The following is a 21,212-nucleotide window of genomic DNA, read 5'->3' as shown; positions in this document are numbered from 1 at the left end:
GACTCAGCTCAGCCGCACCCGCGGATCGACCCAGGTGTAGACCACGTCGATCAGCGCATTGCTGGCGATATACAGAACGGCGCCCAGGAACACCATCGTGCGCACGATGGCGAAGTCCTGGCCGGTGATGGCGTCGATCACAAACGCGCCCAGGCCCGGAATGCCGAAGAAGCTCTCAAACACCAGGCTGCCCAGGAAGACATACGGCAGGTAGGCGCCGGCGCTGGTGATGATGGGGATCAGCGCATTGCGCAGCACATGGCGGCGCAGCACGACCGGCTCGGACAGGCCCTTGGCCCGTGCGGTGCGCACATAGTCCTTGCCCACCTCCTCCAGCAGCATGGCGCGGTACAGCCGCGCCTCACCGCCCAGCCGCGACAGCAGCGACAGCACGACGGGCAGCGCCAGGAAGCGGACCGCGTCCAGGCCTGCGGCATAGCCGTTGATGGGCACCAGGCGCAGGATGCGGGAGAAGAAGAACTGGCCGACGATGATGTAGAACAGGCTGGAGATGGACAGCATCAGCACGCACAGCACCACGCCCCAGAAGTCGATGCGGGAGTTGCGGAAGAAGGTCAGCAGCAGCGCGAAGGCCACGCTGATGATCAGCTGCAGCACAAACAGCGGAACGGCCAGCTGCAGGCTCACCCCCATGCGCTTCTTGATCTCGTGGCCGATGTCCACGGCCTGACGCGCGTCGGAGCGGCCGAAGTCCAGCAGCATCAGCGAGACCGAACGCTCCCAGAACACGGTATGGGTGACGCGGGCACTGCCCTGCTGGCTGTCGTCCCAGTACAGCGGCTTGTCATAGCCGCGTTCGGCTTTCCACTTGTCGATCTGCTCCTGCGACACACGCTTGCCGCCGATGTTCAGCCGCGCCATGTCGTCCGGCGTGTTGACGGTGAAGAACAGCAGGAAGGTCAGCAGGTTGACCCCGATGAGAATGGCCAGCCCGTAACCCAGCCGCCTTGCAATGATCTTGAACATCAGTCAGCCCCTCCGGGGGCGGTGGCCTGGCCGCGCGCAGTGGCGGTCTCACGGGCCATGAAGCTGCGACGGGTGGCCCACACGATGGCAACGGCGCCCAGCACCAACACCAGCAGCGGCCACCAGACCGGACGGTTCCACTCGGCCTGCTTGCTCGCGCGCTCGGCGGCATCCAGGCGGTAGAAACGCACCGGGTCCCGCACCACGATGCTGGGCTTGCCGTTGTAGATCCAGTGCTGGAAGGCCTGGCCGGTGAAGGGCCAGTAGCCCCAGGCCCAGGGCGCGTCCTTCTGGACGATCTCCAGCATGCGGGCGACGACGCGGCGCTTTTCCGGGCCGTCATCCAGCGTCTGCATGGTCTGGAAGAGCTGGTCGTACTCGTCGTTCTGATAGTTGCTGGAGTTCTCGCCCTCGTGCTTGGACTTGCTGTTGGGGCCGTAGAGCAGGAAGAGGAAGTTCTCCGCGTCCGGGTAGTCGGCAAACCAGCCCCACCAGTAGATCTGGTGCTTGCCCTGGCGCAGCTTTTCCTGGAACTGGTTGTAGTCGGTCGCCCGCACATCCAGCTGCACGCCCAGCTTGGCGAACTGCTTCACCATCCAGTCGTTCTCGGCCTTCACTTCCGGCGTGACCGTGCGCATGAAGTCGTAGTTCAGCACCAACGGGCGGCCGGTGGTGGCGTCACGCCCGTCGGGATACCCGGCCTCCACCATCAACTGGCGCGCTTCCTCGATGGAGCGGCGCACCACCTTGCCGTTCACCAGCTTGTGCGTCACCGGGTTGAAGTAACCGGGCTCCGCATCGCGCGAGCCGAACACGCCGGGCGGCACCGGCCCGAAACCAGCGACGCCCCCGCGGTTCTTGAAGATCTGGCCGTAGCCCTCTTCCCAGTCGATGGCAATGGACAAAGCCTGGCGCAGCTTGCGGTTGCGTTCATGCTGCTGCGGCGTGCTGCCGTTGCCCACCACCGGATCCAGCCAGTTGAAGCCCAGGTACCAACTGTTGGGGTCGGTGTCGCGCGGGAAGCGGAAGCCGCGCTGATGGAAGAAGTCCGCCACCTCGTCGGAGTCGCTCTGGTCGGCCAGGAACTCCACGCCCCAGTCGCCGCGCTCCAGGTCCGGCACGTCCAGATAGCCCTGCTTGAACAGCTCCTTGCGCGGCACCCGCTCCTTGACCAGCGTGGCCACGATCTTGTCGATGAAAGGCAGACGCTTGCCGCAGTCGGCCAGCAGGCCGGCGGCGCGGTCTTCCTCGCTGCCGTCGCAGGGGTAGGTGTCCAGGTGGTAGTTGGGGTTGCGGGACATCACATGGCGACGGTCCTGCTCGTACTCCGTCATCATGTAAGGCCCGGTGCCCACGGGCCATTGGTTCCAGGAAATGCCGTGCTCGGCCATGCCGGGCTGGGCGTAGAAGGCGTCCACTTCCCAGGGAATGGGCGACAGGAAGGTCGTGGCCATCCAGTAGGACCACTGCGGGTACTTGCCCTTGATGCGGATGCGCAGCAGATGCGGATTCACCGCTTCCGCGCCCGGCAGCGGCCATTTGCGGAAATCGAGGAAGGGCTTGTCCTTGGTGTTCTCGGGCAGGCCCTTCAACAGCTTGGCGTTTTCCTCGCGGATCAGCGCGCCGTATTCCTTCAGGCCCAGCACACGCTCGGAGAACAGACCGTAGATGGGGGCTTCGGTGCGTGGCGTGGCGTGGCGCTTGAGGGCGTAGACAAAGTCGTCTGCCACCAGCTCGCGGGTGCCTTGATGCTCGAACTGCCAGGGCGAGCGCTTGTCGCCGAGCTGGGCCTTGGTGAGGTGGTGATAGTAGTACTGCCCCTGCGGATCCTTGGCGAAGGCGGGGCTGGGGGCGAACATCACGCCGGGGCGGATGGGCACGTCGTACACGCTCAGCGCGATCTTCTCCGCCGGCGCATCCTCGGGCAGGCGCTGGCCCTGCGCATCCAGGTAGTAGGGCTTGATCACCTCCGCCGCGGCGCGGGGGATCAGCTGATAAGGACGCTTGAGGTAGTGATAGCCGTAGAGCGGCTCGGTAATCTGGTAGACGTAGACGCCCTCGGGCGAGGTGTAGGAGGACGTCGGGTCCAGATAACGCGGCGAGCGCTCGTCGAAGGAGATGAAGAGCGTGTTCTCCTTGCCGGCACCGGCCCAGTAGGGGCTGTTGTTGCAGGCGCTGAGAAGCCCGATGAACAGGACGGCCATGCAAAGGGCCCACATCCGCCGGGCCAGGCTGTGCAGCCCGCCGTCTCCCTCACTCCACCGTCCCGACGACATTCGTCACCCCTCAAAACACAAAGCCGCATCCTTTGGACGCGGCATTGCCAGATTGTTTCCAGGCCGCCTGCGCGGTGCGTCTGCAAGGACGCAGCACGGCGCGAAGGCTCCCTTGCCAAATCATACGTGAGGCTTGCGATGCAAACGCCGGGGAGAGGTGTGACTAACAGGTTTGCGACAGCTTCGGGCGAACACCGATGGCGACGGGGGCATCGTGGCCCCTTGGCTGGGCAGCGGTGTGCAGCGGTGGGGGGGCTGGGTCGCACCGATCGGGCTGCGCCTATCAGTGCGAACTGCGCATCAGCCCCTCGCAGCGTTCGCGTCAGTGCTTGTGGTCGTGATGGCCGTGGTCATGCTGATCGTGGTCGTGCCCGTGCTGATCGTCATGCTCGTGGTGCGGATGGTCGTGGCCGTGGCCCACATGGCCCCAGGCCACGAATACGTCGCGGCCTTCAACGAGCAGCTCGGTCTTGGCGCCCACCGGCAGGCAGACCTTGGTGGGCACGTGGCCGAACGGCAGGCCGGTCAGCACCGGCACCTTGCAGCGCGCGCGCAGCGCCTCGACGCAGGTCTTGAGGCTGTAGCCACGGTCCAGCGGGGACTTCTTCCATCCGGTGAACTGGCCCAGGATCACCGCCTTCTGGGCGTCCAGCACACCGGCCTGCTGCAACTGCAGCAGCATGCGTTCGACGCGGTAGGGATGCTCGTTCACATCCTCCAGAAACAGCAGCCCGCCCTTGATGCGCGGGAAATGCGGCGTGCCCAGCAGCGAGCACAGCACGGCCAGGTTGCCGCCCCACAGCGTGCCGCGCACCCCCAGGCCGTCGAAGCCGGCTTCGGTGCGGAAGCCCACGGCTTCCAGCGAGCCGTCCATGGCTTCCAGGAAGCAGTCGCGGGTGATGTCGTCCACACCGCCCTCTTCCTCGGTGCGGCCGAAGTCGTCGCACGCCAGAGGACCCGCCCAGCTGACCTGCTGGGTGTGAGCCAGCAGGCCCAGGTGCAAGGCGGTCAGGTCGCTCAGGCCGACCCAGCGCGTGCCCTTTTCGACGCTGCGACCCAGCTGCTTCCAGTTCAGTTGGTCGAGCAGTCGAGTCAGGCCATAACCGCCGCGGGTGGCCAGGGCCACATCGGGCGCGGCCTTGGCCACGCGATGCAGCGCCGCCAGGCGCGTCTCGTCGTCACCGGCGAAGCGTTGATGCTTGGCGGTGGCCGCTTCATCGATGCTTACGTTGAACCCGAGCGCGCCCAGGCGCTTGGCGGCGCGGCGCAGCGGTGGGGTCGAGGCCAGAACGCCGGAGGGGGTGTAGAGAATCAGGTCGCTCATGGCTGGGGGTCGGTTGGGGGCGGATCGGGGGTGTCGACGGGGAGGTACTCCGCCTCGCCGACGGGGATGTGAGGGTCAGGCGCCGCTGCTGGGGGGGCGACGTTGAGCGCGCGTTCCGCGTCGGGGAGCGCCGCATTCGCAAAGCCAGCGATGTCAGCAGTGCCAACGACGCCTGCACTGCCTGCACTGCCAGCACTGCCTGCACTGCCTGCACTGCCTGCACTTCGAAAGGCGGCGAGTGGATCCGAACGCTCCGCAGATCGCAACGCGTCGCGGCGCTGGCGGGCCGCTTCACGGCGCTCAGCGAAGAACTGACGCAGCAGTTGCGACGACGGCTCCGCCAGCACGCCGCCCACCAGCGCGGTGTGGTGGTTGAGCTGTTTCTGCGCGAAGAGGTCGAGCACCGATCCGGCCACTCCGGTCTTCGGATCGTGGGCGGCAAACACCACCCGCTTGATGCGGGCATGCATCATGGCCATGGCGCACATGGCGCAGGGCTCCAGCGTGACGAAGAGCTCGCACTCCGGCAGCCGGTAGTTGCCCAGCAACTGCGCGGCATGACGCAGCGCCACGATCTCGGCATGCGCGGTGGGGTCGTGGGTGGTGATGGGCCGGTTGTAGCCGGTGGCGATGATCTGGCCGGCGCGCATGATCACCGCGCCCACCGGGACCTCGCCGACCAGCCAGGCGTTCTGGGCCTGGTCCAGGGCCAGGCGCATGGCGTGCTCGTCGGCAGGGTTGACCGGGGCGGCGGCAGGGGCAGCAGCAGGGGCGCCGGGCGTGGGCATCGAATGGGAGTCGGTCATGGTGCGTGTTCGCGCGGCAGTGTAGCCCGTGGCGCTATGCTGCCGGGCCATGAGCTCGGATCCGACTGTATTGAAGGACTCGCAGGCGTTGGCGGATGCGATCGCCGCGCCCGCCGCCGGTGCGCCCTTGGTGACGGCTCCGTCTGCCGGCGCGACGTCTGCAACCCCGTCCTCTGACAGCGCGCTGTCCACCAGCGCGCCCGCCTCCACCGCGACACTGCCCGCGGCGTCAGACCTGCCCGCGTCCGCAGAACAAGTCGACCTGTTTGGCATGCCGGTGGTGGCCGAGGAGCGTCGGCCACGTCGGAAGCTTGGACAGGAGCCGGAAGGTGCGAAAGGCGCGGAAGCCGCGGAAGCCGAGATGGACTCACAGGTTCCAGCCAGCGGCAATGCGCCCGGCAAGCGCCGACGCGCAGGAGGCGTTCAGGCCGCGCCGCCCCTGGAGTCGGACCTTGCCCTGGCAGCGGCCTTGTCGCCTCGCATTCGCCTGGGCACGTCGTCCTGGAGCTACCCGGGCTGGCAGGGGCTCGTCTGGGCGGGCGAGCACAGCGAATCGGTGCTGTCCCGGCAGGGGCTGGCCGCGTATGCGCAGCACCCGCTGCTGCGCGCGGTAGGCATCGACCGGGGCTTCTACCAGTCGCTGACGGCGAGTCAGTTTGAGCGCTACGCTCAGCTTGTGCCCGAGGATTTCCGCTTCATGGTCAAGGCGCCGAGTGCGGTGACCGACGCGCTGGTGCGGGCGGAAGATGGGCGCGGCCGGCAGAGCAATGAGGCCTTCCTGGACCCCACGCTGGCGTTGAACAGCTTTGTGGCGCCGGCCTTCGAGGGGCTCGGAGACAAAACCGGGGCGCTGGTGTTCCAGCTGAGCCCCCTGCCCCTGGATCAACTGGCCCGCATGTCCGAACAGATGGATCGGCTGTGGCAGATGCTACGCGCCCTGCCACGGGCGGCAGACCGACCGCCGGGCGCAGTGCTGGCGGTGGAAGTGCGGGATCCGGAGTGGCTCTGCCCGGACCTGGTAGCGCTGCTCAAGGACACTGACGCCGTGTACTGCCTGGGACTGCATCCCAAGCTGCCGCCCATCCAGGAGCAGTTGCCGCTGCTGCGGGCGATGTGGCCAGGGCCGCTGGTGGCCCGGTGGAACCTGCACCGCAAGCATGGGCCCTATGGGTATGAGGACGCCCAGCGGCTGTATGGACGCTACGACCAGATGGTCGATCCGGATCCGGGCACCCGCACGGTCCTGGCGAAGGTGATGCGGGCCACGGCAGCGGCCGGCCACGAGGTGCTGGTGACGATGTCCAACCACGCGGAAGGCTCGGCACCGCTGACGGCGCGGGCGTTGGTGGAGGAGATTGTGCGGGGTGGGTAAGGCTCTATGTTCCTAAATCAGGAACATTTGTGTGGTCATTGGAAAAAAAATGGCCGGCGGGAGGAAGCAGACGGGGTTTCAGCGAGCCACAAGCCCGTCCCAGCGCCACGCTTTGGTGAGCCGAGCGCCGAGGAAATCCACCAAAGCCCGAACGCGAGGGGCCAGTTGCCGACCGGACGGATACAGCGCATTCAGCGGCGCGGCCGACATGGCGAAATCGGGCAGCACCCGCTTGAGCCGGCCCAGCGCCAGATCGTCGCCCACGTCCCAGATCGACTTGCGGGCAATGCCCACGCCTTCCAGGGCCAATTGGTGGGCCGCACTGCCGTCATTGGTGACTACGCTGCCCGTGACCTGCACCGACGTGCCTGCCTCGTCGTCGAATGCCCACACGGCGCGGCTGTGATGCCCGATCAGGATGCAGGCGTGATTGGCCAGGTCCCTGGGATGCTGCGGCCGGCCCCATCGACGCAGGTAAGCCGGCGAGGCACACAGCACTCGGACATTCGGGGCCAGTGGTCGGGCAATCAGCGTTGAATCGCTCAGCGCTCCGAAACGCACCGCCAGATCGATGTTGGCCTCCACCAAGTCCACCACCGCATCGGACAGCTCCAGATGGACCCGGATCTTGGGATGCTGCTTTTGGAAGGCCGCCACCGCCGGCACCAGCCATTGCCGACCGAATTCCCCCGGTGCACTCATCCGCACGGTGCCCTCCATGGCCTGGGACCGGCCTGCGACCACTGCTTCCGCATCCTCCACGGCGGCCAGCACCCGCAGCGCTTGCGCATGAAACAGCTGGCCCTCTTCGGTGAGCGCCTGTTTTCGGGTGGTCCGTTGCAGCAGGCGAATGCCCAGTTCCTTCTCCAGCTGGGTCATTCGCTTGCTGACCATGGCGGTGGAAAGGTCCATGTCCCGGGCCGCCGCAGACAGGCTGCCCGTGGCGACCACCCGCACGAAGGTGCGCAGACTCGCAAGGTTGCTGATCATCGTTCTTTGAACAAAAGGAAAAGATCCATTCAGTGGGGCGGACTGTTTCATTGGAGGCGAACCCTTGAGCATGGTGACCTCTCACATCGCCAAGGACATCACCATGCGAGTTCCCGCTCACCGTTCATTCCCGATCACCGCCCTGCTGTCATTCTTCCTGATCCTGGCGCTGGGCACGTCAGCGCGTGTGCAAGCCGCGGATCTTGATCTGATCGCAGCCGGTTCACTGGCCGTGGACAAGAGCTTGCCGGTCTCCCAGAGAGATGCTCAGATCCTCGCAGCCCGGCGCTACGCTTCCTTCTGGAATACCGGGGATGCCGAGTTCGCCCGGCAGGCGCTGGACCCGGACTTTGTGGATCGAACCCCACCCGCGGGTCGCTTGCCAGGTCTGCCTGGCGTACTGGCGGCCTCAACAGCGTTCCGCTCGGCGGTGCCGGACCTGCGCTGCGAGGTGACGCAGATGATCGTCGCCGGAGATCGCGTGGTGAGCCACCTGCGTTTCAGCGGCCATTTCACCGGGACCTTGATGGGGCGACAGGGCCAAGGCCAGCCCATTCAGTTCATCGCCACCGACATCTACCGGGTGAAGAACGGGCGCATCGTGGAGAACTGGCATTTGGAAGACAACCTGAGCCTGCTGCAGCAGGCCGGGCTTGTCTCCCAATAATGAAGTCGCCCCGTCCCTGCTTCGGGCCGGGGCGACTCGCGGTCAATGCCGGATCACGGCATCAGTTCGGAGCCAAGCCCCTGTACAGGCGCAATGTCTGCGCGCAAGCCTTGGCCACTTCGATGCCTTTTTCCACGAAGTGGTCAAGGAAAAAGTCGCGATGTCGCTCATGTTCGTGGAAGTGATGCGGCGTCAGCACGCACGACAGCACCGGAATGCCGACGTCCAGTTGCACCTGCATCAGGGCATTGATGACTGCATGGGCGACAAAGTCGTGCCGATAAATGCCCCCATCCACCACAAAGCCGCAGGCGACGATGGCGTCGTACCGACCGGTCAGGGCCAGATGTTTGGCCAGCATCGGGATCTCGAACGCACCTGGGACATCAAAAACTTCCACCCCGTGAGGCGATAGACCGATGTTGGACATTTCATCCTGGAATGCCTGACGCGCCGATGCAATGACATCGGCATGCCAACTCGATTGGATGAATGCAATTCGCCAGGCGCTGGGGCCGTCCTTGGCGCGCTGTTGCAGCGAGGAGAGACCTTGTTGAAAGGTCGTGACAGAAGACTGATTCATGTGTTGCTCCGGAATGGAGAGGTGACATGGAATCAGGGCGCACGGATCCACCGCACGAGGCGAAACGCTTCATGCGGGAAATACGCGGTCTCTTTCATCCGGACTGTGACCGTCGGCCCCGGAGTTGCACCGGATCTGCTGACCCTGCCCGAGGGCAGGCGCTCGCGGGCTGAGGACACGAGGCCCATCACCGCCGGTGGGGAATTCCACCCCGCCCTGAGAACGCTTGAGCTCACCGACGCAAGGCCGGGCCTTCCGTCAATGGGCTCGGCGGCATTCTAGGGCCGTACTCCCCTCGCCTTCATAGGCTGCCAAGAACCCGATTGACTAAAGGCTGACCACGCTCGAAAGCCGTGATGCTCTCGAGCGTCGTCTGGACAATCTGGCCGATGGCCTCTTCCGTCAAAAACGCCTGGTGGCCGGTGACCACGACATTCGGAAAGGACACCAGCCGCTGGATGACGTCGTCGGTAATGATGGTGGACGAGAGGTCCTGGAAGAATAGACTGGCCTCTTGCTCATAGACATCAATGGCCAGGCCGCCGAGTTGACCCGTCTTCAGAAACTCGATCGCCGCTTCCGTGTCCACGAGACCGCCACGGCTGGTGTTGATGAGAATGGCGCCGCGACGCAGCTTGGCCAGCAGGCTGCGTCCGACGATGTGGTGGGTGTCTGGAGTCAGTGGGCAATGCAGGGAAATGACGTGCGACGCCGCTACCAGCTCGTCCATATCGACGTACCGCCCTCCCAATTGCTCGAACAATGGATTGGGGAAGGCGTCGTGGCCGAGCAAGGTGCAGCCAAAGCCCTGCATGATCTTTGCAAAGACGTTGCCGATCTTGCCGGTGCCGATGATGCCCACGGTCTTGCCGTACAGGTCGAAGCCCATGAGACCGTCGAGCTCGAAGTTGCCTTCACGCGTGCGAGTGCTGGCCCGCGCGATTTTTCGGTTGAGCGTGAGCAGCAGGCCGACGGCGAATTCGGCGACTGAATGGGGCGAGTAGTCGGTCACCCGGACCACTGGAATGTTCAAAGCAGCCGCCGCAACGGTGTCGATGTGGTTGAAGCCGGTGGAGCGTGTGGCGACAACGCCAGTGCCCTGCGCGGCGAGCAACGCCAGAACTTCCGCATCCACCTGGTCGTTGACGAACACGCAGACGGCTGAGCAGCCAGCGGCCAAGTGCACTGTGTCCGGCGTCAGGCGATCGCCGATGAAGCGCAGTTCGTGGCCGAATGCGCTGTTCGCCTTGGTGAAAAGCGCTTGGTCGTATCGGCGAGCGCTGAAGACGGCTGTTTTCATGGAACGCGCCTGACGAGGGAGGTGGATGCGACCTTCATTATCGATGCCTGATGCAGGATGCATTCCGCTGAGGCAAGCTCGGCATCGCTCAATGCACGGGTAGGTTGGCCTGCGAAGCGGCTCGCGCCGCACAGCGTGATGCCGAAGCCCCGCAGCGTTTCCGCCCGCTGGCCCATGACTTCCGTTCACAACCGCCGCGTCCGCTACAACGCCAGCTCTCGACGCATCCGATCGCACCACCGGGACTCACATGCCGCTTCTCCGCCCTCCCCTGCACCAGCGGCCAGACCGGCCAGCCAGTCTCCTGGTCCTGTTCGCTGCGTCACTGACGCTGCTGTCGATCCCGGCAACAGCGGCCACCGGCAAAGTGGCTGATTCCGTGCAAATGTCGACGGTATCGGCGATTGAACTGGATGTTGATCTCACCGACACCCGCCGGCGCATCGTGCGTGTCAAGGAACGCATTCCCGTTGGGCGTTCCGGAACGCTCACCCTGCTCTATCCGCAATGGGAAACCGCGTCGCATGCGCCGTCGATTTCCGCCTACCGCCTCGCCGGCCTGACACTCACGGCAGCGGGTCGCAAGCTGCCATGGCGACGCAACCCCGCCCATCCGCATCGTTTCGACATCGACCTCCCCGCGGGCGCGCGCCACGTCGACGCCCAGTTCCAGTTCCTGGCCCCCCTGGGCCGTGACCCATCGGGCATCCTGATGGACGGCATCGCCGGGCTCGCCTGGAACCGTGTGCTGCTCTACCCCGCTGGCGCGCCGACGCAGTCCTTGCGGGTGCAGCCCCAAGTCCGGCTGCCGCCAGGCATGACGGCCGCAACGGCGCTGGACGGTCAGCAAGCCGGCGACGTGGTTCGCTTCAAGCCGGTCGCGCTGGATCAGTTGATGGACAGTCCGCTGCTGGCAGCCCGCCACATCGCCGTCCGGCCGATCCCTGGCGGCAAGGCGCCGGTGACCGCCCGCTGGATCGCCAGAGACGCCGAATCGATCGCCCAGGCTGAGGACATGGATGCGTCGCTCAGCGCGGTCGTGCAGGAAACGGAAGCGGTTTTCGGACCGCCGCCTTTCGCCCGTTACGACTACCTCTTTGGCCTGGATGACCGTCTCCCCGGGCCGGGTGGCATCGAACATGCGAGCTCCAGCGAGGTCTATCTACCCAACGACTTCCTCGCAAACCGCTCCGCCGCCCTGCCGTATGTGGATCTGATTCCCCACGAGTTGATCCATGCATGGAATGGCGCGTGGCGGATGCCGAAGGACACGCAGGCGCCAACGCCCAATGACGCCTTCACCGGGACGCTGCTCTGGGTGTATGAGGGTCAGACCGAGTTCTGGTCCCGCATCCTTGCCGCGCGGGCCGGTCTTCGCACCGGGCAGGACACGCTGGACGCGCTCGCGCTGGACGCCGCCATCACCGACCAGCGCCCGCGGCGGCAATGGAAGTCGCTTGCGGACAGCGCCAATGACCCGCTGATCCAGAATGGCCCGCCGACCTGGCGGGACTGGCAAGGGCGCGAGGACTATTACGTGGAGGGCGTCCTGTTCTGGCTGGACATCGATGCCCAGCTGCGTCGATGCAGCGCTGGCGCCAAAGGCATGGATGACTTTGCGCGCCTGTTCTTCAGCACAGCCGGTCGTGCAACAGGCCAGCGTCATCGCCCCTACACCGAAGCGGATGTCGTGAAGACCTTGAATGCCGTGTGCGCTGCCCCCTGGGGCCAGCGTCTGCGGCACAAACTCGACTCGAATGACGACGCACAGGTGCTGGACGGCTTGCGTGCGCACGGATGGCAACTGGTCTTCAAGCCTGAGCCGACACCCTATTTCCTGGCCAGCGAAGCGTTCGACGGCGTGGCGGACCTGAGCTGGTCGATCGGTCTGTCCGCTTCGGGCTCCGGCAGCGTTAAATCGGTCGCCTGGGAGGGGCCGGCTTTCATGGCCGGCCTGGTGCCTGGCGCCAAGCTCGTCCAGGTCAATGGCGCTCCGTTCAGCCTGCAGGCGTTGAGGGACGCGGTGGCACAGACCCGCTTCGCGCCTCGCGTGGCACTGGTGGCATTGATCGATGGGCGCGAAGTGCCGGTGGACATTCAATACAGCGGCGGCCACCGTTATCCGGCACTTGAGCGCCTTCCGGATACGCCGGAAACGCTTGAGGCGCTGCTGAAGCCTCGCGTCGTCGCAAAGCCGTGATGGCGTCCCTCAGGCGGTGACCCAGGATGCAGGCTGGCGGCTGCCATGCCTGTCCTTGGCGTCATGCCTCTCGTCTGGAGAATTCGTATTTGCTGCGAAGCACCCTGGCCGCAGGACCATCGCTGCCCGCGCCGCCAGAGACTTCGTGCTTGGTGAGCGTCCAACTGCGCTTGCTCAGCTCAAAAAGATAGTGGTCCGTATCGGCTTCCTGGCGCTGCTCGAAAGCCACCGTGCTCCTGCCGTCCTGAACCGCGCTGGCCGTGATCTTGTAGGTCTCCAGCTTCGATTTGCTGATGCCGAACTGCCAGATCACTTGCTGCCCGGCCAGGTCGAATCTCATGCGCTCGTAGGAATAGACCGTCTTTCCCGGACCGTCATCGAAAACGTAGTGCAGCGCCAGTTCATCCGGCGCCGTCAGGGACGCTGTCATGGACGTACTGAGTGTCACCATCCGCTCCGGTTTCTGGTAGTCCCGGTACGTCAAAGTACCGATCCAGCTGCCCAGCGCCGGCTCGATCAGCGCCAGCGGCTTGGGGTCATACAGCGCATGCGCCGCACGCGTCGCGAAGGCACCCAGGCCCAAGAGAAGGAGACGTCTTTGCATCAGCATGTTCCCGGCTTTCCCAAGTGATGGATCAGGTCGGCGGTGAGGAGGTCGCTCCCCTCAAGCCGGCCACCGTGATGGACAGGTCTCCCTGTTTGGGATCCACCCAGAATGCAACCGTTCCCCATGGGAAGGTCGCGACGGCCGAGGCCCGGCTGCCCTCGACCGGCAGGACCCCAGTCTTCTTCACGAAGCGCTTCACGATGGAGCTGGTCAGGATGGAGTCGGGGAATTCCTCTTCATCAAACAGGATGGTGACCACCGTGCCAGCGTTTTGCGATTCTCCGATCAGCAACTCGCCCGATCGATCCAGACAGCGGATGGGACGCTTGCGGTCCTGTCCCCGCAATGCTCCGTCAGCGGCCCACACCGCATTTCCATCCATCAGCACGCGGCCATTCAATACATCAATTTCAAGGTTCACTGTGTTCACCGGTCCGGTGGCGCGATCAAACGATTCGTCCGCAAATCTTGACATGAAGACTGCCCGGCAGCTGCGCTTCGCATCGCCGCTCAGTTCTTCGCCTTCGCGAACCATTCCCTCGTAGACGAAACGCGCTACTTCCCGTCATAGTCATTCCAACATTTCAATGGCGTATCGCACGCGTTTCCCATCTTGGTGCACTGGACTCCATGCCGTTGCATCGGCATCAAGAGGAACATCAATTCGACACACATTAAAACTTGCCGCTTTGTAAAGCAAACGCAGACACTGCCGCCGGTCCCTCCCCTGAAGAGGGACTTGCAATGAGCGCCCCGTGCCGATAGGCGGCACGTGCGCCGGACCAGACCCGGTCCACCACAGAAGATCGCGGGCCTGGCCCCGCACTGCACCAATCGCAACCAATCGCACCCACAGGCACGGGAGGGAAGCACCATGGCGTTCAGGTCACTCGGAATCTTGATGGGCAGGGCTGTTGTCCCTGCCCTGCTGGGCAGTGCGCTGCTCGCCGCATGCGGCGGCGGCAACAGCCCGCAACCCGATATGCAACTCGCCTCGAGCGAAGGCGGCAGCGCGGACAGCGCGGCACGCGCCAAGCGTCTGTCCGGCGACAGCGGCACCGAAACGGCCCTCACGCCGGTCTCCGCCACGGCCAGCTCGATGGAGCGCGGCGACCTGAACGGCGCCAAGGCCATCGACCGGGATGACAGCAGCCGCTGGGGCTCTGCTTTCACCGACAACGAATGGCTGACGCTGGACTACGGCAGCAGCGTCACCATCTCCCGGGTACGGATCAACTGGGAAAACGCCCACGCGAAGAAGTATCTGCTGCAAACGTCCGAGGACAACAGCACCTGGACCACCATCAAGACGGTCGAGAACAGCGCCGGCGGCGTCGAGGACCTGACCGGTCTGGCGGGCCAGGGCCGCTACCTGCGCGTGCAGGGCCTCACCCGCTCGACGGGCTACGGCTATTCGATCTTCGAGATCCAGGCCTTCACCGGCGCCGAGGTTCCGCCGGTGACGCCGACCGATCCCACCAATCCGACCACCCCGACTCAGCCGCAAGACCCCGTCGGTGACACCAGCAAGCCGGGCGTCGTCATCCAGCCGACGGCGGCGATTTCGTCGACACCGGAGAACGCCGGCCTGTCCGCGAAGAACACCATCGACGGCAACCTCTCCACCCGGTGGGCCTCCAAGCCCGAAGACGGCGCCTGGATCCAGTACGACTTCGGCAAGGCGCAGCCGCTGGGCTACATGAAGCTGGTCTGGGAAAACGCCTACGGCAAGGCCTACGACATCCAGGTCTCCGACGACGGCCAGGACTGGAAACGCCTGCGCAGCCAGACCACTGGCAAGGGCGGCACCGAGGAATACTTCAACCTGGGCGTGAAGACCCGCTTCGTCCGCATCCAGGGCGTGACCCGCGCGACGAACTACGGCTACTCTCTGTTTGAGGTCGAATTCAAGACCGTCGGCAGCGACAACAGCATCCCGACCGCAACGACCACGCCCTTCCCCTTCCCGGTGAACACGGCGGCCCTGGGCCCTCTGTACCAGCCGCAGGCGCCGATCGAACAGATCCAGTTCACCCTGCCCGACGGCACCCTGGTCACCCGCTTCGGCCAGCGCGGCATCGGCCGCCACGGTCGCGAGCGTGGCGAGGAATGGAACGAAATCGGTTTCGGCCCCAATGAGACGGTGGATGCCAACGGCAATCCGCAGGACAAGGGCCCGGGCAACTACCTGAACTTCGTCGAGAACTACTTCAAGAACCGCGTGTGGGGCGTCGAGTTCATCGACAACAGCCGCGTGCCGGGCGTGACCAAACCGCGCCTGATCGTGAACCAGTATTTCCCGCAGGCGCAGCGGGGCGGCGGCCACTCCTTCTTCCGCCGCATCGACGATCCGAATGTCACCGGCTATGGCTGGATGTCGCCGGGTCAGCTGCTGGATCCGACCACCTACACCGATGGCTTCGTGGACAAGACCTCCTGCCCGGTCGTGCCCAAGCCGCCCCAAAACGCACTGGCCCGTCCGAACTCCGGCTACAAGGACGTCATCGGCGCGAACGATGGCTGCTCTGTGGTGCTGGACAACATGCCGGGCCATCAGGAACTGTCGCCCAACGCCAACGGCGTGCTGGTGCCCAACGGCGTCAGCGTGCCCGCACGTCCGCTGCAACTGGGTGAGGCGATCGAGTTCACTGGCTCGTTCTTCTCCAGCCGCGCCGCGATGGATGCCGTGGGGGACAAGGGCGCGTTCCGCTACTACACCACCGAAGTCATCTACGTGATGGGGACCGGCCTGCGTCCGTGGTACGGCATCCAGCCGCGCCTGAACAGCACGCCGCTGCCGGATTCCGTCCTCTCGGGCGGCCTCGGCTCCGTGTCCTACAACTACACGGACGAAGGCTGGCGCATGTTCCAGCAGCCCTTCAACAACACCGGCATGCAGAACCTGCAGCGCTTTGTGGAAGGCCGCCGCGTGGTGCACAGCAGCTTCGTGACCGGCGCGCACTCCGAGCCGGGCAACGATCCGATGACCTCCATCCAGGGCCTGGCGGGATCGCGCTTCAACGCGACAGCCTGTATCCAGTGCCACACCAACAACGGTCGCAGCCCTGCGCCGTTCACGGTGGACCAGCGCCTGGACAAGATGGCCTTCCATGTCGCGGTGAAGGCGGCTGATGGCTCGATCCGTCCGGACCCGCGCTACGGCTCATCCATCCAGATGAACTCGACCTCCTCGTCGGGCGCTCCTCAGGACTGGGGCAACGCGGTGAAGGTCGCGGGCTTCGAGACCACCACGGTCACGCTGGGGGACGGCACCAAGGTGGAACTGCGCAAGCCGAAGTTCGCCTTCGACGGCCCGACGCCGCAGCTGTGGTCGGCGCGCGCCGCCCTGCCGTTGCTGGGGGTCGGCCTGCTGGAAGCCGTGCCCGAAGCCGACATCCTCGCCCGCGTGCGCACCACGCCGGACCAGGACGGCGTGCTGGGCAAGGCCAACTTCGCCTTCGATCCGGAAACAGGCGCAACGCGCCTGGGCCGATTCGGTGCGAAGGGCAGCAAGGTCAGCATCCGTCACCAGGTGGCTAACGCGCTGTTGAACGACATGTCGGTGACCTCGCCGGTGTACCCGAACCGCAGCTGCTCGACCGACCCGCAGGGGTGCCGCACGGCGCCTGCGCAGAAGGGCATCCAGGAAAGCGACCTGACCGCGCTGACGCAGTACATGCAGCTGCTGGCCGTGCCGGCGCAGCGGAGCCTGCCGAGCGGCTTTCCCAAGGGCGTCGCGCCGCTGGATGAGCATCGCGTGGATGCCACCCAGGTGGCCAACGGCCGCCGGGTGTTCGATGCCCTGCGCTGCGCGGCCTGCCACACGGCAGAGATGAAGACGGGCAAGAACCATCCGTTCGCGGAACTGCGTGACCAGACCATCCGTCCGTTCACCGACCTGCTGCTGCACGACATGGGCGCGGCTCTGGCGGACAACCTGCCGGAAGGCCAGGCGACCGGCGCGATGTGGCGCACCACGCCGCTGTGGGGCATCGGCTACACCGAGAAGGTCGCCAAGGGTCTACCGGTCGGCTACCTGCATGACGGCCGTGCCCGCACCCTGACCGAAGCCATCCTGTGGCACGGCGGCGAAGGCGAGAAGTCGCGTCAGCGCTTCCAGCAGCTGTCGCAGACGGACCGCGACGCGCTGCTGGCGTGGCTGAGGACGCTGTGATCGGTTGAACGGGGCGCCGGAGCGCGCCTCCTTTCCGGCAAAAGCCGTGGCGAACTGCCACGGCTTTTTTTTCGTGCCACACCCCCGTCAAATCTCGCGGCCAGAATGCGCGCTCTTTCTGCGATCTCCCTTCCCATGCACGTGTCCGATCCTGCTTCGCGCCCCTCTCGTCCCCTCCCCTGGATGACCCGACTGGCTGGCCTGACCCTGCTGCTGCTGGCGGCAGCCTGTGCGCCGATGCGCAATGCCCCGGCCCCGGCCCCGTCGCCGGCCGCTGAAGCCTCACGCACCCCGCGCGCCCCCGTCATCCTGATCTCCATCGACGGCATGCGCCCCGATGATCTGGACCGCGGCGTCACGCCCCACCTGCGCCGCCTGGCCACCCAGGGCGTACGCGCCGAGGCGATGGTCCCGTCCTTCCCGACCAAGACCTTCCCGAATCACTACACCCTGGTCACGGGCCTGCGCCCGGACCACCACGGCGTGGTGGACAACACCATGGAAGACCCGCGCATGCCGGGTGTGCGCTTCACCTTGAGCAATACGGCCGCTGTGACGGACCGCCGCTGGTGGGACCAGGCCGAGCCGGTCTGGGTGACCGCTGAGAAGCAGAACATCCGCACCGCCACCATGTTCTGGCCCGGCTCGGAAGCCGCCATCCGCGGCGTGCGCCCCACCCGTTTTGCGACCTTCGACGGCAAGGTATCCGCCAATGCGCGCACGGACACGGTGCTCAACTGGCTCGATGGCGGCAATGCGGAAGGGTTTGGCTTCGTCACGCTCTACTTCGATGACGTGGACCATGCCGGTCACGAGCAAGGCCCGGGCAGCCCGATGGTGATGGAGGCGCTGGCCAAGGTGGACCGTGCCGTGGGGCGTTTGATCGACGGCCTGGCTGCCCGCAGGCTGGATGCCAACCTCGTGGTGGTGTCGGACCACGGCATGGCGCCGGTGAGTGCATCGCGCGTGCTGCGCCTCGACCAGATGTTGCCGGCGGGCAGCTATCGCGTGGTCAGCAGCGGTCCCTTTGCGGGCATCGAGCCCGTTGCGGGGCGCGAGGCCGAGCTGGCGCAGGCCTTGCTGCAAGCACGCGAGCATGTGGAATGCTGGCGCAAGGCGGACATCCCCGCGCGGTTCGCTTTCGGCGGGAACACGCGAGTGCCGTCTTACTTCTGCCTCGCGGAGACGGGCTGGACCTTGGCCGCCAGTGAAGCTTCCGCGCAAAGAACCAAGGGGGGCGCACACGGGTACGACCACCAGTCCCCGGACATGCGGGCCACGTTCATCGCATCGGGTCCGGCGTTCAAGAAGGGGGTGGTGCTGCCCGCTTTCGACAATGTCGATGTCTATCCGATGCTGATGCAGTTGCTGGGATTGAAGCCGCTGCCGTCGGATGGAAAAGTGGAGCCGCTGCTGCCGGCACTGCGTTGATGTGAGCGGCTCCATCGCACCGGCCGACTCCCAGGTTCGCTCGCGCCAGCGATGATCGACCGCCGGATTGGCTACCGGGCGGTCAGTTGCTGCGACACCCAGTCGACAAGCCCGGTGTCGCTGCGGAATTCGTCTGCGGATCGGGCGGGAATGTCGGGATAGCGGTCCCGCCACATCGCCGTCAGCGCGGCCCCTGGGCCCATCTCAAGCACGCAGCGCACGCCTCGCTCGGCCAGGCTGTCCAGACAGTCATCCCAGCGCACGGTGGCGGCGATCTGACCTGACAGCGCGGGCGCCAGCACCTGCAATTGCCTGCTGGACTGGCCCGTGAGGTTGCTGATCAACGCGACCTTCGGCGGCTTCAAGGTCAGCGTGGCGAGGTGCCGGGCGAAAGCGTCGGCGGCATCGCTCATCCAGGGCGTATGCGAGGCCACTGCAATCGGCAACGCTTTGCAGCGCAAGCCAGCATCGGTCCAGCGCGCGGCAGCGCTGTGCAATTCGCGAATGGGACCGCCCACAATCACGTGGTCCGGGTGGATCCGGATGGCCAGCGCGAGCCCCGCCTCAGCAGCCACCAGTGCCGCAGCGGAGGCGCCCTGCACCGACATCAGGCCGCCACCGTGACCTTGCGCGGCCAGGTCCATGGCCTGCGCACGACGAACCGCCAGGTCCAGCGCGGTGTCCGTGTCATACATGCCAGCCGCGGAAAAAGCCGCGATCTCCCCGACGCTGTAGCCGGCCATCACCACCGGCGTCGGCAAGCGCGGCGCAACGGCTTGCCACGCGGCCAGATCCACCCCCGTCAACAGCGGCTGCGCAACGGCATTCGCATGAAGCCATTGCGGATCGGACGCGCAGGCTCGCCAGTCAGCGCCAACCCGCCTGCACAGGGACGCCAGCGCGGGAGCCGCTGCCGGGGCATCCTCCAGCCACGGCAGCATCTGGGCGTGCTGCGCGCCCTGGCCGGGGAAAAGCAGGCCGAGGCTCATTCAACACAGGCGTTGTAGCCAGCAAGCGGCGGCCAAGGTATCGGCCGACCCACCGGGCGAGAGGCGGCGGCGGATGAAGTCTTGAGCCATGGCTTCGGCAGCAGCGGGCCCATCCGGGTGCCCTGCACCGCCTGCTGCGATGAACGCTCGCGCCGCTTGCTGGGCATGACGCAATCCGGGCAGGCCACCGCGGTGCGCCAGGTTGCTGTCATCCAGGACCGCCATGGTGGCGAAGAGCGTGTCCAGCTGAGCCTGCGTCCGGCTGAGCCCGAGGACCAAGCCATGACGCAATACGGGCGCAGCCGTCTCGAACAGCGTCGGAAAACCGAGCGCCGCCTCGGCAGAGGCGCTGCGCAATTGGTATCGCCGAGCCGCGATGCCACCGGGCAGCGAGGAAGGCCGCTCGGCCCGCTTCGAGAGCGCCTCGCCCCAGCGCATGCGGAGCGTCGCACGCAATGCCTCGGGCGCTACGCGCCGTCCGACGGCCCCTGCAGACGCGCACAGCAGCCCGAGCATGAAGATGGCACCGCGGTGGGTGTTGACGCCGCCGGTTGCCCGGAGCATTCGAGCCTCGGCATCGATCCCGCAGCGCTCCAGCGCCTCGAAGGGCGCGCCCACGGCGCCCAGCTCGGCGATGCGCACGAAATAGCCCCGCAGCGCCAGAATGCTGCGCAGGAAGGTCTTCGCATCCATATCGTCATGGCTGCCGCGACAGGTCAGCGTCACCAAGCCGGGCTTGGGTGACAGCGCCAGCTCGTCATACAGCGACAGCACGGCCGCGCGTCCAATCTCTTGCGCGGACAGCGTCTCGGGAACAGGGGCGGCACGCGGGTTCATGCGGCCTCCGCCTGTCGGTCCAGTGCCGTCAGAGACTGCTCGGTGCTGACGGCATGCAGACGCTTGACGAGCAGGCTGCGCGTGCGCCCTGCCCGCCACGCCTGCCATTCACGCCAGGCGACGGCGCGGTCGCCGGGAAACACCAGCTCGCCGTCGAGCCGTAGGGAGCCGCTCCACTGCGCTAGACAGGTCACGGCCGCGTCGGCCTGGGCGGCACCGCTCACGTTCATCCAAAGGTCCAGATCCGAGGCGTCCCTGGCGTAGACCAGCCCGGTCATCGCCTGCCAGCCGAAGCTGCCGTATGCGCGCGCGGTGAGGCCTTCAAGCGCCAAGGACTCGGCCAGGGCGATGGCGCTGGCACCGACGGTCGGCGGGAGCTGCGCAAGGATCTGCCCAAGCAATGGGAATTCGTCGAAGCCAAGGACGTCCCCGCTCGGGGCCTGCAGCACCAGTCGCAGCCGCGACCAGCGCGCCGGGGCGCTCAGTCCCAAGGCGACCTGCCCCTCAGCCAGCCAGTCGGGCTGCCGCGTCACGACCAGGGGCAGCCGGTGGCTGGCCCAGTGCTGCACACACTCGCGGGCATCCTCCTGCCACGCCCCCGCCAGCACGCGTCGCCAGCCGTCTTCAGACAGCCGCACGAGCTGGTGTCGATGCAGCGAAGCCATGCGT

The 21,212-nt window shown here is 66.0% G+C and carries 16 protein-coding genes, 1 pseudogene and 1 riboswitch; of the genes and pseudogenes, 5 read left to right on the top strand and 12 right to left on the bottom strand.

Going from position 1 to position 21,212, the window contains the following annotated elements:
- Positions 1-3: 3 nt before the first annotated feature.
- The 4 genes and pseudogenes from DES44_RS05670 to tadA form a co-directional block, all read right to left on the bottom strand.
- A complete protein-coding gene (locus DES44_RS05670) occupies positions 4-987 on the bottom strand; it encodes an ABC transporter permease (protein WP_058935840.1) in 984 nt (327 codons plus the stop codon).
- Positions 987-3,191: an ABC transporter substrate-binding protein gene (locus DES44_RS05665; RefSeq protein ID WP_232309806.1), complete on the bottom strand. Its 2,205-nt coding sequence runs from the start codon at positions 3,189-3,191 to the stop codon at positions 987-989. Before DES44_RS05665 ends, DES44_RS05670 begins: the two co-directional genes overlap by 1 nt.
- Before the next feature lie 394 nt (positions 3,192-3,585).
- Positions 3,586-4,587, bottom strand: a complete 1,002-nt coding sequence (locus DES44_RS05660; RefSeq protein ID WP_058935842.1) for an LD-carboxypeptidase — start codon at positions 4,585-4,587, stop codon at positions 3,586-3,588.
- 254 nt (positions 4,588-4,841) lie between these two features.
- A pseudogene (gene tadA, locus DES44_RS05655) lies at positions 4,842-5,375 on the bottom strand (tRNA adenosine(34) deaminase TadA); the annotation flags it as partial.
- A gap of 67 nt (positions 5,376-5,442) precedes the next feature.
- Here tadA and DES44_RS05650 point away from each other — a divergent pair.
- The gene (locus DES44_RS05650; protein ID WP_310732333.1) at positions 5,443-6,765 is read left to right on the top strand and encodes a DUF72 domain-containing protein; all 1,323 of its coding nucleotides are present in this window, start codon (positions 5,443-5,445) and stop codon (positions 6,763-6,765) included.
- Between the two features lie 78 nt (positions 6,766-6,843).
- Here the strand turns inward: DES44_RS05650 and DES44_RS05645 are convergent, their stop codons facing one another.
- The gene (locus DES44_RS05645; protein WP_058935843.1) at positions 6,844-7,755 is read right to left on the bottom strand and encodes a LysR family transcriptional regulator; all 912 of its coding nucleotides are present in this window, start codon (positions 7,753-7,755) and stop codon (positions 6,844-6,846) included.
- Positions 7,756-7,858: 103 nt separating this feature from the next.
- On the opposite strand from DES44_RS05645, the gene DES44_RS05640 reads away from it, so the two are divergent.
- Positions 7,859-8,422: an ester cyclase gene (locus DES44_RS05640; RefSeq protein WP_058937501.1), complete on the top strand. Its 564-nt coding sequence runs from the start codon at positions 7,859-7,861 to the stop codon at positions 8,420-8,422.
- Between the two features lie 61 nt (positions 8,423-8,483).
- On the opposite strand, the gene DES44_RS05635 is transcribed toward DES44_RS05640, so the two are convergent.
- Both DES44_RS05635 and DES44_RS05630 read right to left on the bottom strand, forming a co-directional pair.
- Positions 8,484-9,005: a 6,7-dimethyl-8-ribityllumazine synthase gene (locus tag DES44_RS05635; RefSeq protein ID WP_083525717.1), complete on the bottom strand. Its 522-nt coding sequence runs from the start codon at positions 9,003-9,005 to the stop codon at positions 8,484-8,486.
- 82 nt (positions 9,006-9,087) lie between these two features.
- Positions 9,088-9,233: riboswitch (FMN riboswitch) on the bottom strand.
- Between the two features lie 73 nt (positions 9,234-9,306).
- The gene (locus DES44_RS05630) at positions 9,307-10,305 is read right to left on the bottom strand and encodes a 2-hydroxyacid dehydrogenase (RefSeq protein WP_058935844.1); all 999 of its coding nucleotides are present in this window, start codon (positions 10,303-10,305) and stop codon (positions 9,307-9,309) included.
- A gap of 385 nt (positions 10,306-10,690) precedes the next feature.
- Here DES44_RS05630 and DES44_RS05625 point away from each other — a divergent pair, with 385 nt between their 5' ends.
- The gene (locus DES44_RS05625; protein WP_058935845.1) at positions 10,691-12,505 is read left to right on the top strand and encodes a M61 family metallopeptidase; all 1,815 of its coding nucleotides are present in this window, start codon (positions 10,691-10,693) and stop codon (positions 12,503-12,505) included.
- 61 nt (positions 12,506-12,566) lie between these two features.
- Here DES44_RS05625 and DES44_RS05620 read toward each other — a convergent pair whose 3' ends face one another.
- Positions 12,567-13,115 carry a hypothetical protein gene (locus DES44_RS05620; protein WP_147306964.1) on the bottom strand — a complete coding sequence of 183 codons (549 nt, stop codon included), beginning with the start codon at positions 13,113-13,115 and terminating at the stop codon, positions 12,567-12,569.
- A gap of 25 nt (positions 13,116-13,140) precedes the next feature.
- Positions 13,141-13,647, bottom strand: coding sequence for a hypothetical protein (locus DES44_RS05615; RefSeq protein ID WP_058935847.1), 507 nt, complete (start codon positions 13,645-13,647; stop codon positions 13,141-13,143).
- Positions 13,648-14,094: 447 nt separating this feature from the next.
- Here DES44_RS05615 and DES44_RS05610 point away from each other — a divergent pair, with 447 nt between their 5' ends.
- Entirely contained in the window at positions 14,095-17,286 is a 3,192-nt protein-coding gene (locus DES44_RS05610) for a di-heme oxidoredictase family protein (RefSeq protein WP_116001411.1), read from the top strand.
- Positions 17,287-17,469: 183 nt separating this feature from the next.
- Complete coding sequence (locus DES44_RS05605) at positions 17,470-18,717, top strand: alkaline phosphatase family protein (protein ID WP_058935849.1); 1,248 nt, start codon at positions 17,470-17,472, stop codon at positions 18,715-18,717.
- A gap of 71 nt (positions 18,718-18,788) precedes the next feature.
- On the opposite strand, the gene DES44_RS05600 is transcribed toward DES44_RS05605, so the two are convergent.
- Genes DES44_RS05600 through mdcG form a run of 3 tightly spaced genes read right to left on the bottom strand, consistent with a single transcriptional unit; the run spans position 18,789 to position 21,208 of the window.
- Positions 18,789-19,706 (bottom strand): acyltransferase domain-containing protein, encoded by a 918-nt coding sequence (locus DES44_RS05600; protein ID WP_058935850.1) that lies wholly within the window; start codon positions 19,704-19,706, stop codon positions 18,789-18,791.
- On the bottom strand, positions 19,707-20,543 hold the full coding sequence (locus DES44_RS05595; RefSeq protein ID WP_058935851.1) for a triphosphoribosyl-dephospho-CoA synthase: 837 nt from the start codon (positions 20,541-20,543) through the stop codon (positions 19,707-19,709).
- Positions 20,540-21,208, bottom strand: a complete 669-nt coding sequence (gene mdcG, locus DES44_RS05590; protein WP_058935852.1) for a malonate decarboxylase holo-[acyl-carrier-protein] synthase — start codon at positions 21,206-21,208, stop codon at positions 20,540-20,542. Before mdcG ends, DES44_RS05595 begins: the two co-directional genes overlap by 4 nt.
- Positions 21,209-21,212 lie beyond the last annotated feature (4 nt).

This window comes from Roseateles depolymerans (assembly GCF_003387155.1).
Taxonomy (GTDB): Bacteria; Pseudomonadota; Gammaproteobacteria; order Burkholderiales; family Burkholderiaceae_C; genus Roseateles; species Roseateles depolymerans.
Note: the sequence above shows the minus strand (reverse complement) of the source record. Positions and strands in the feature narration are given on the sequence as shown.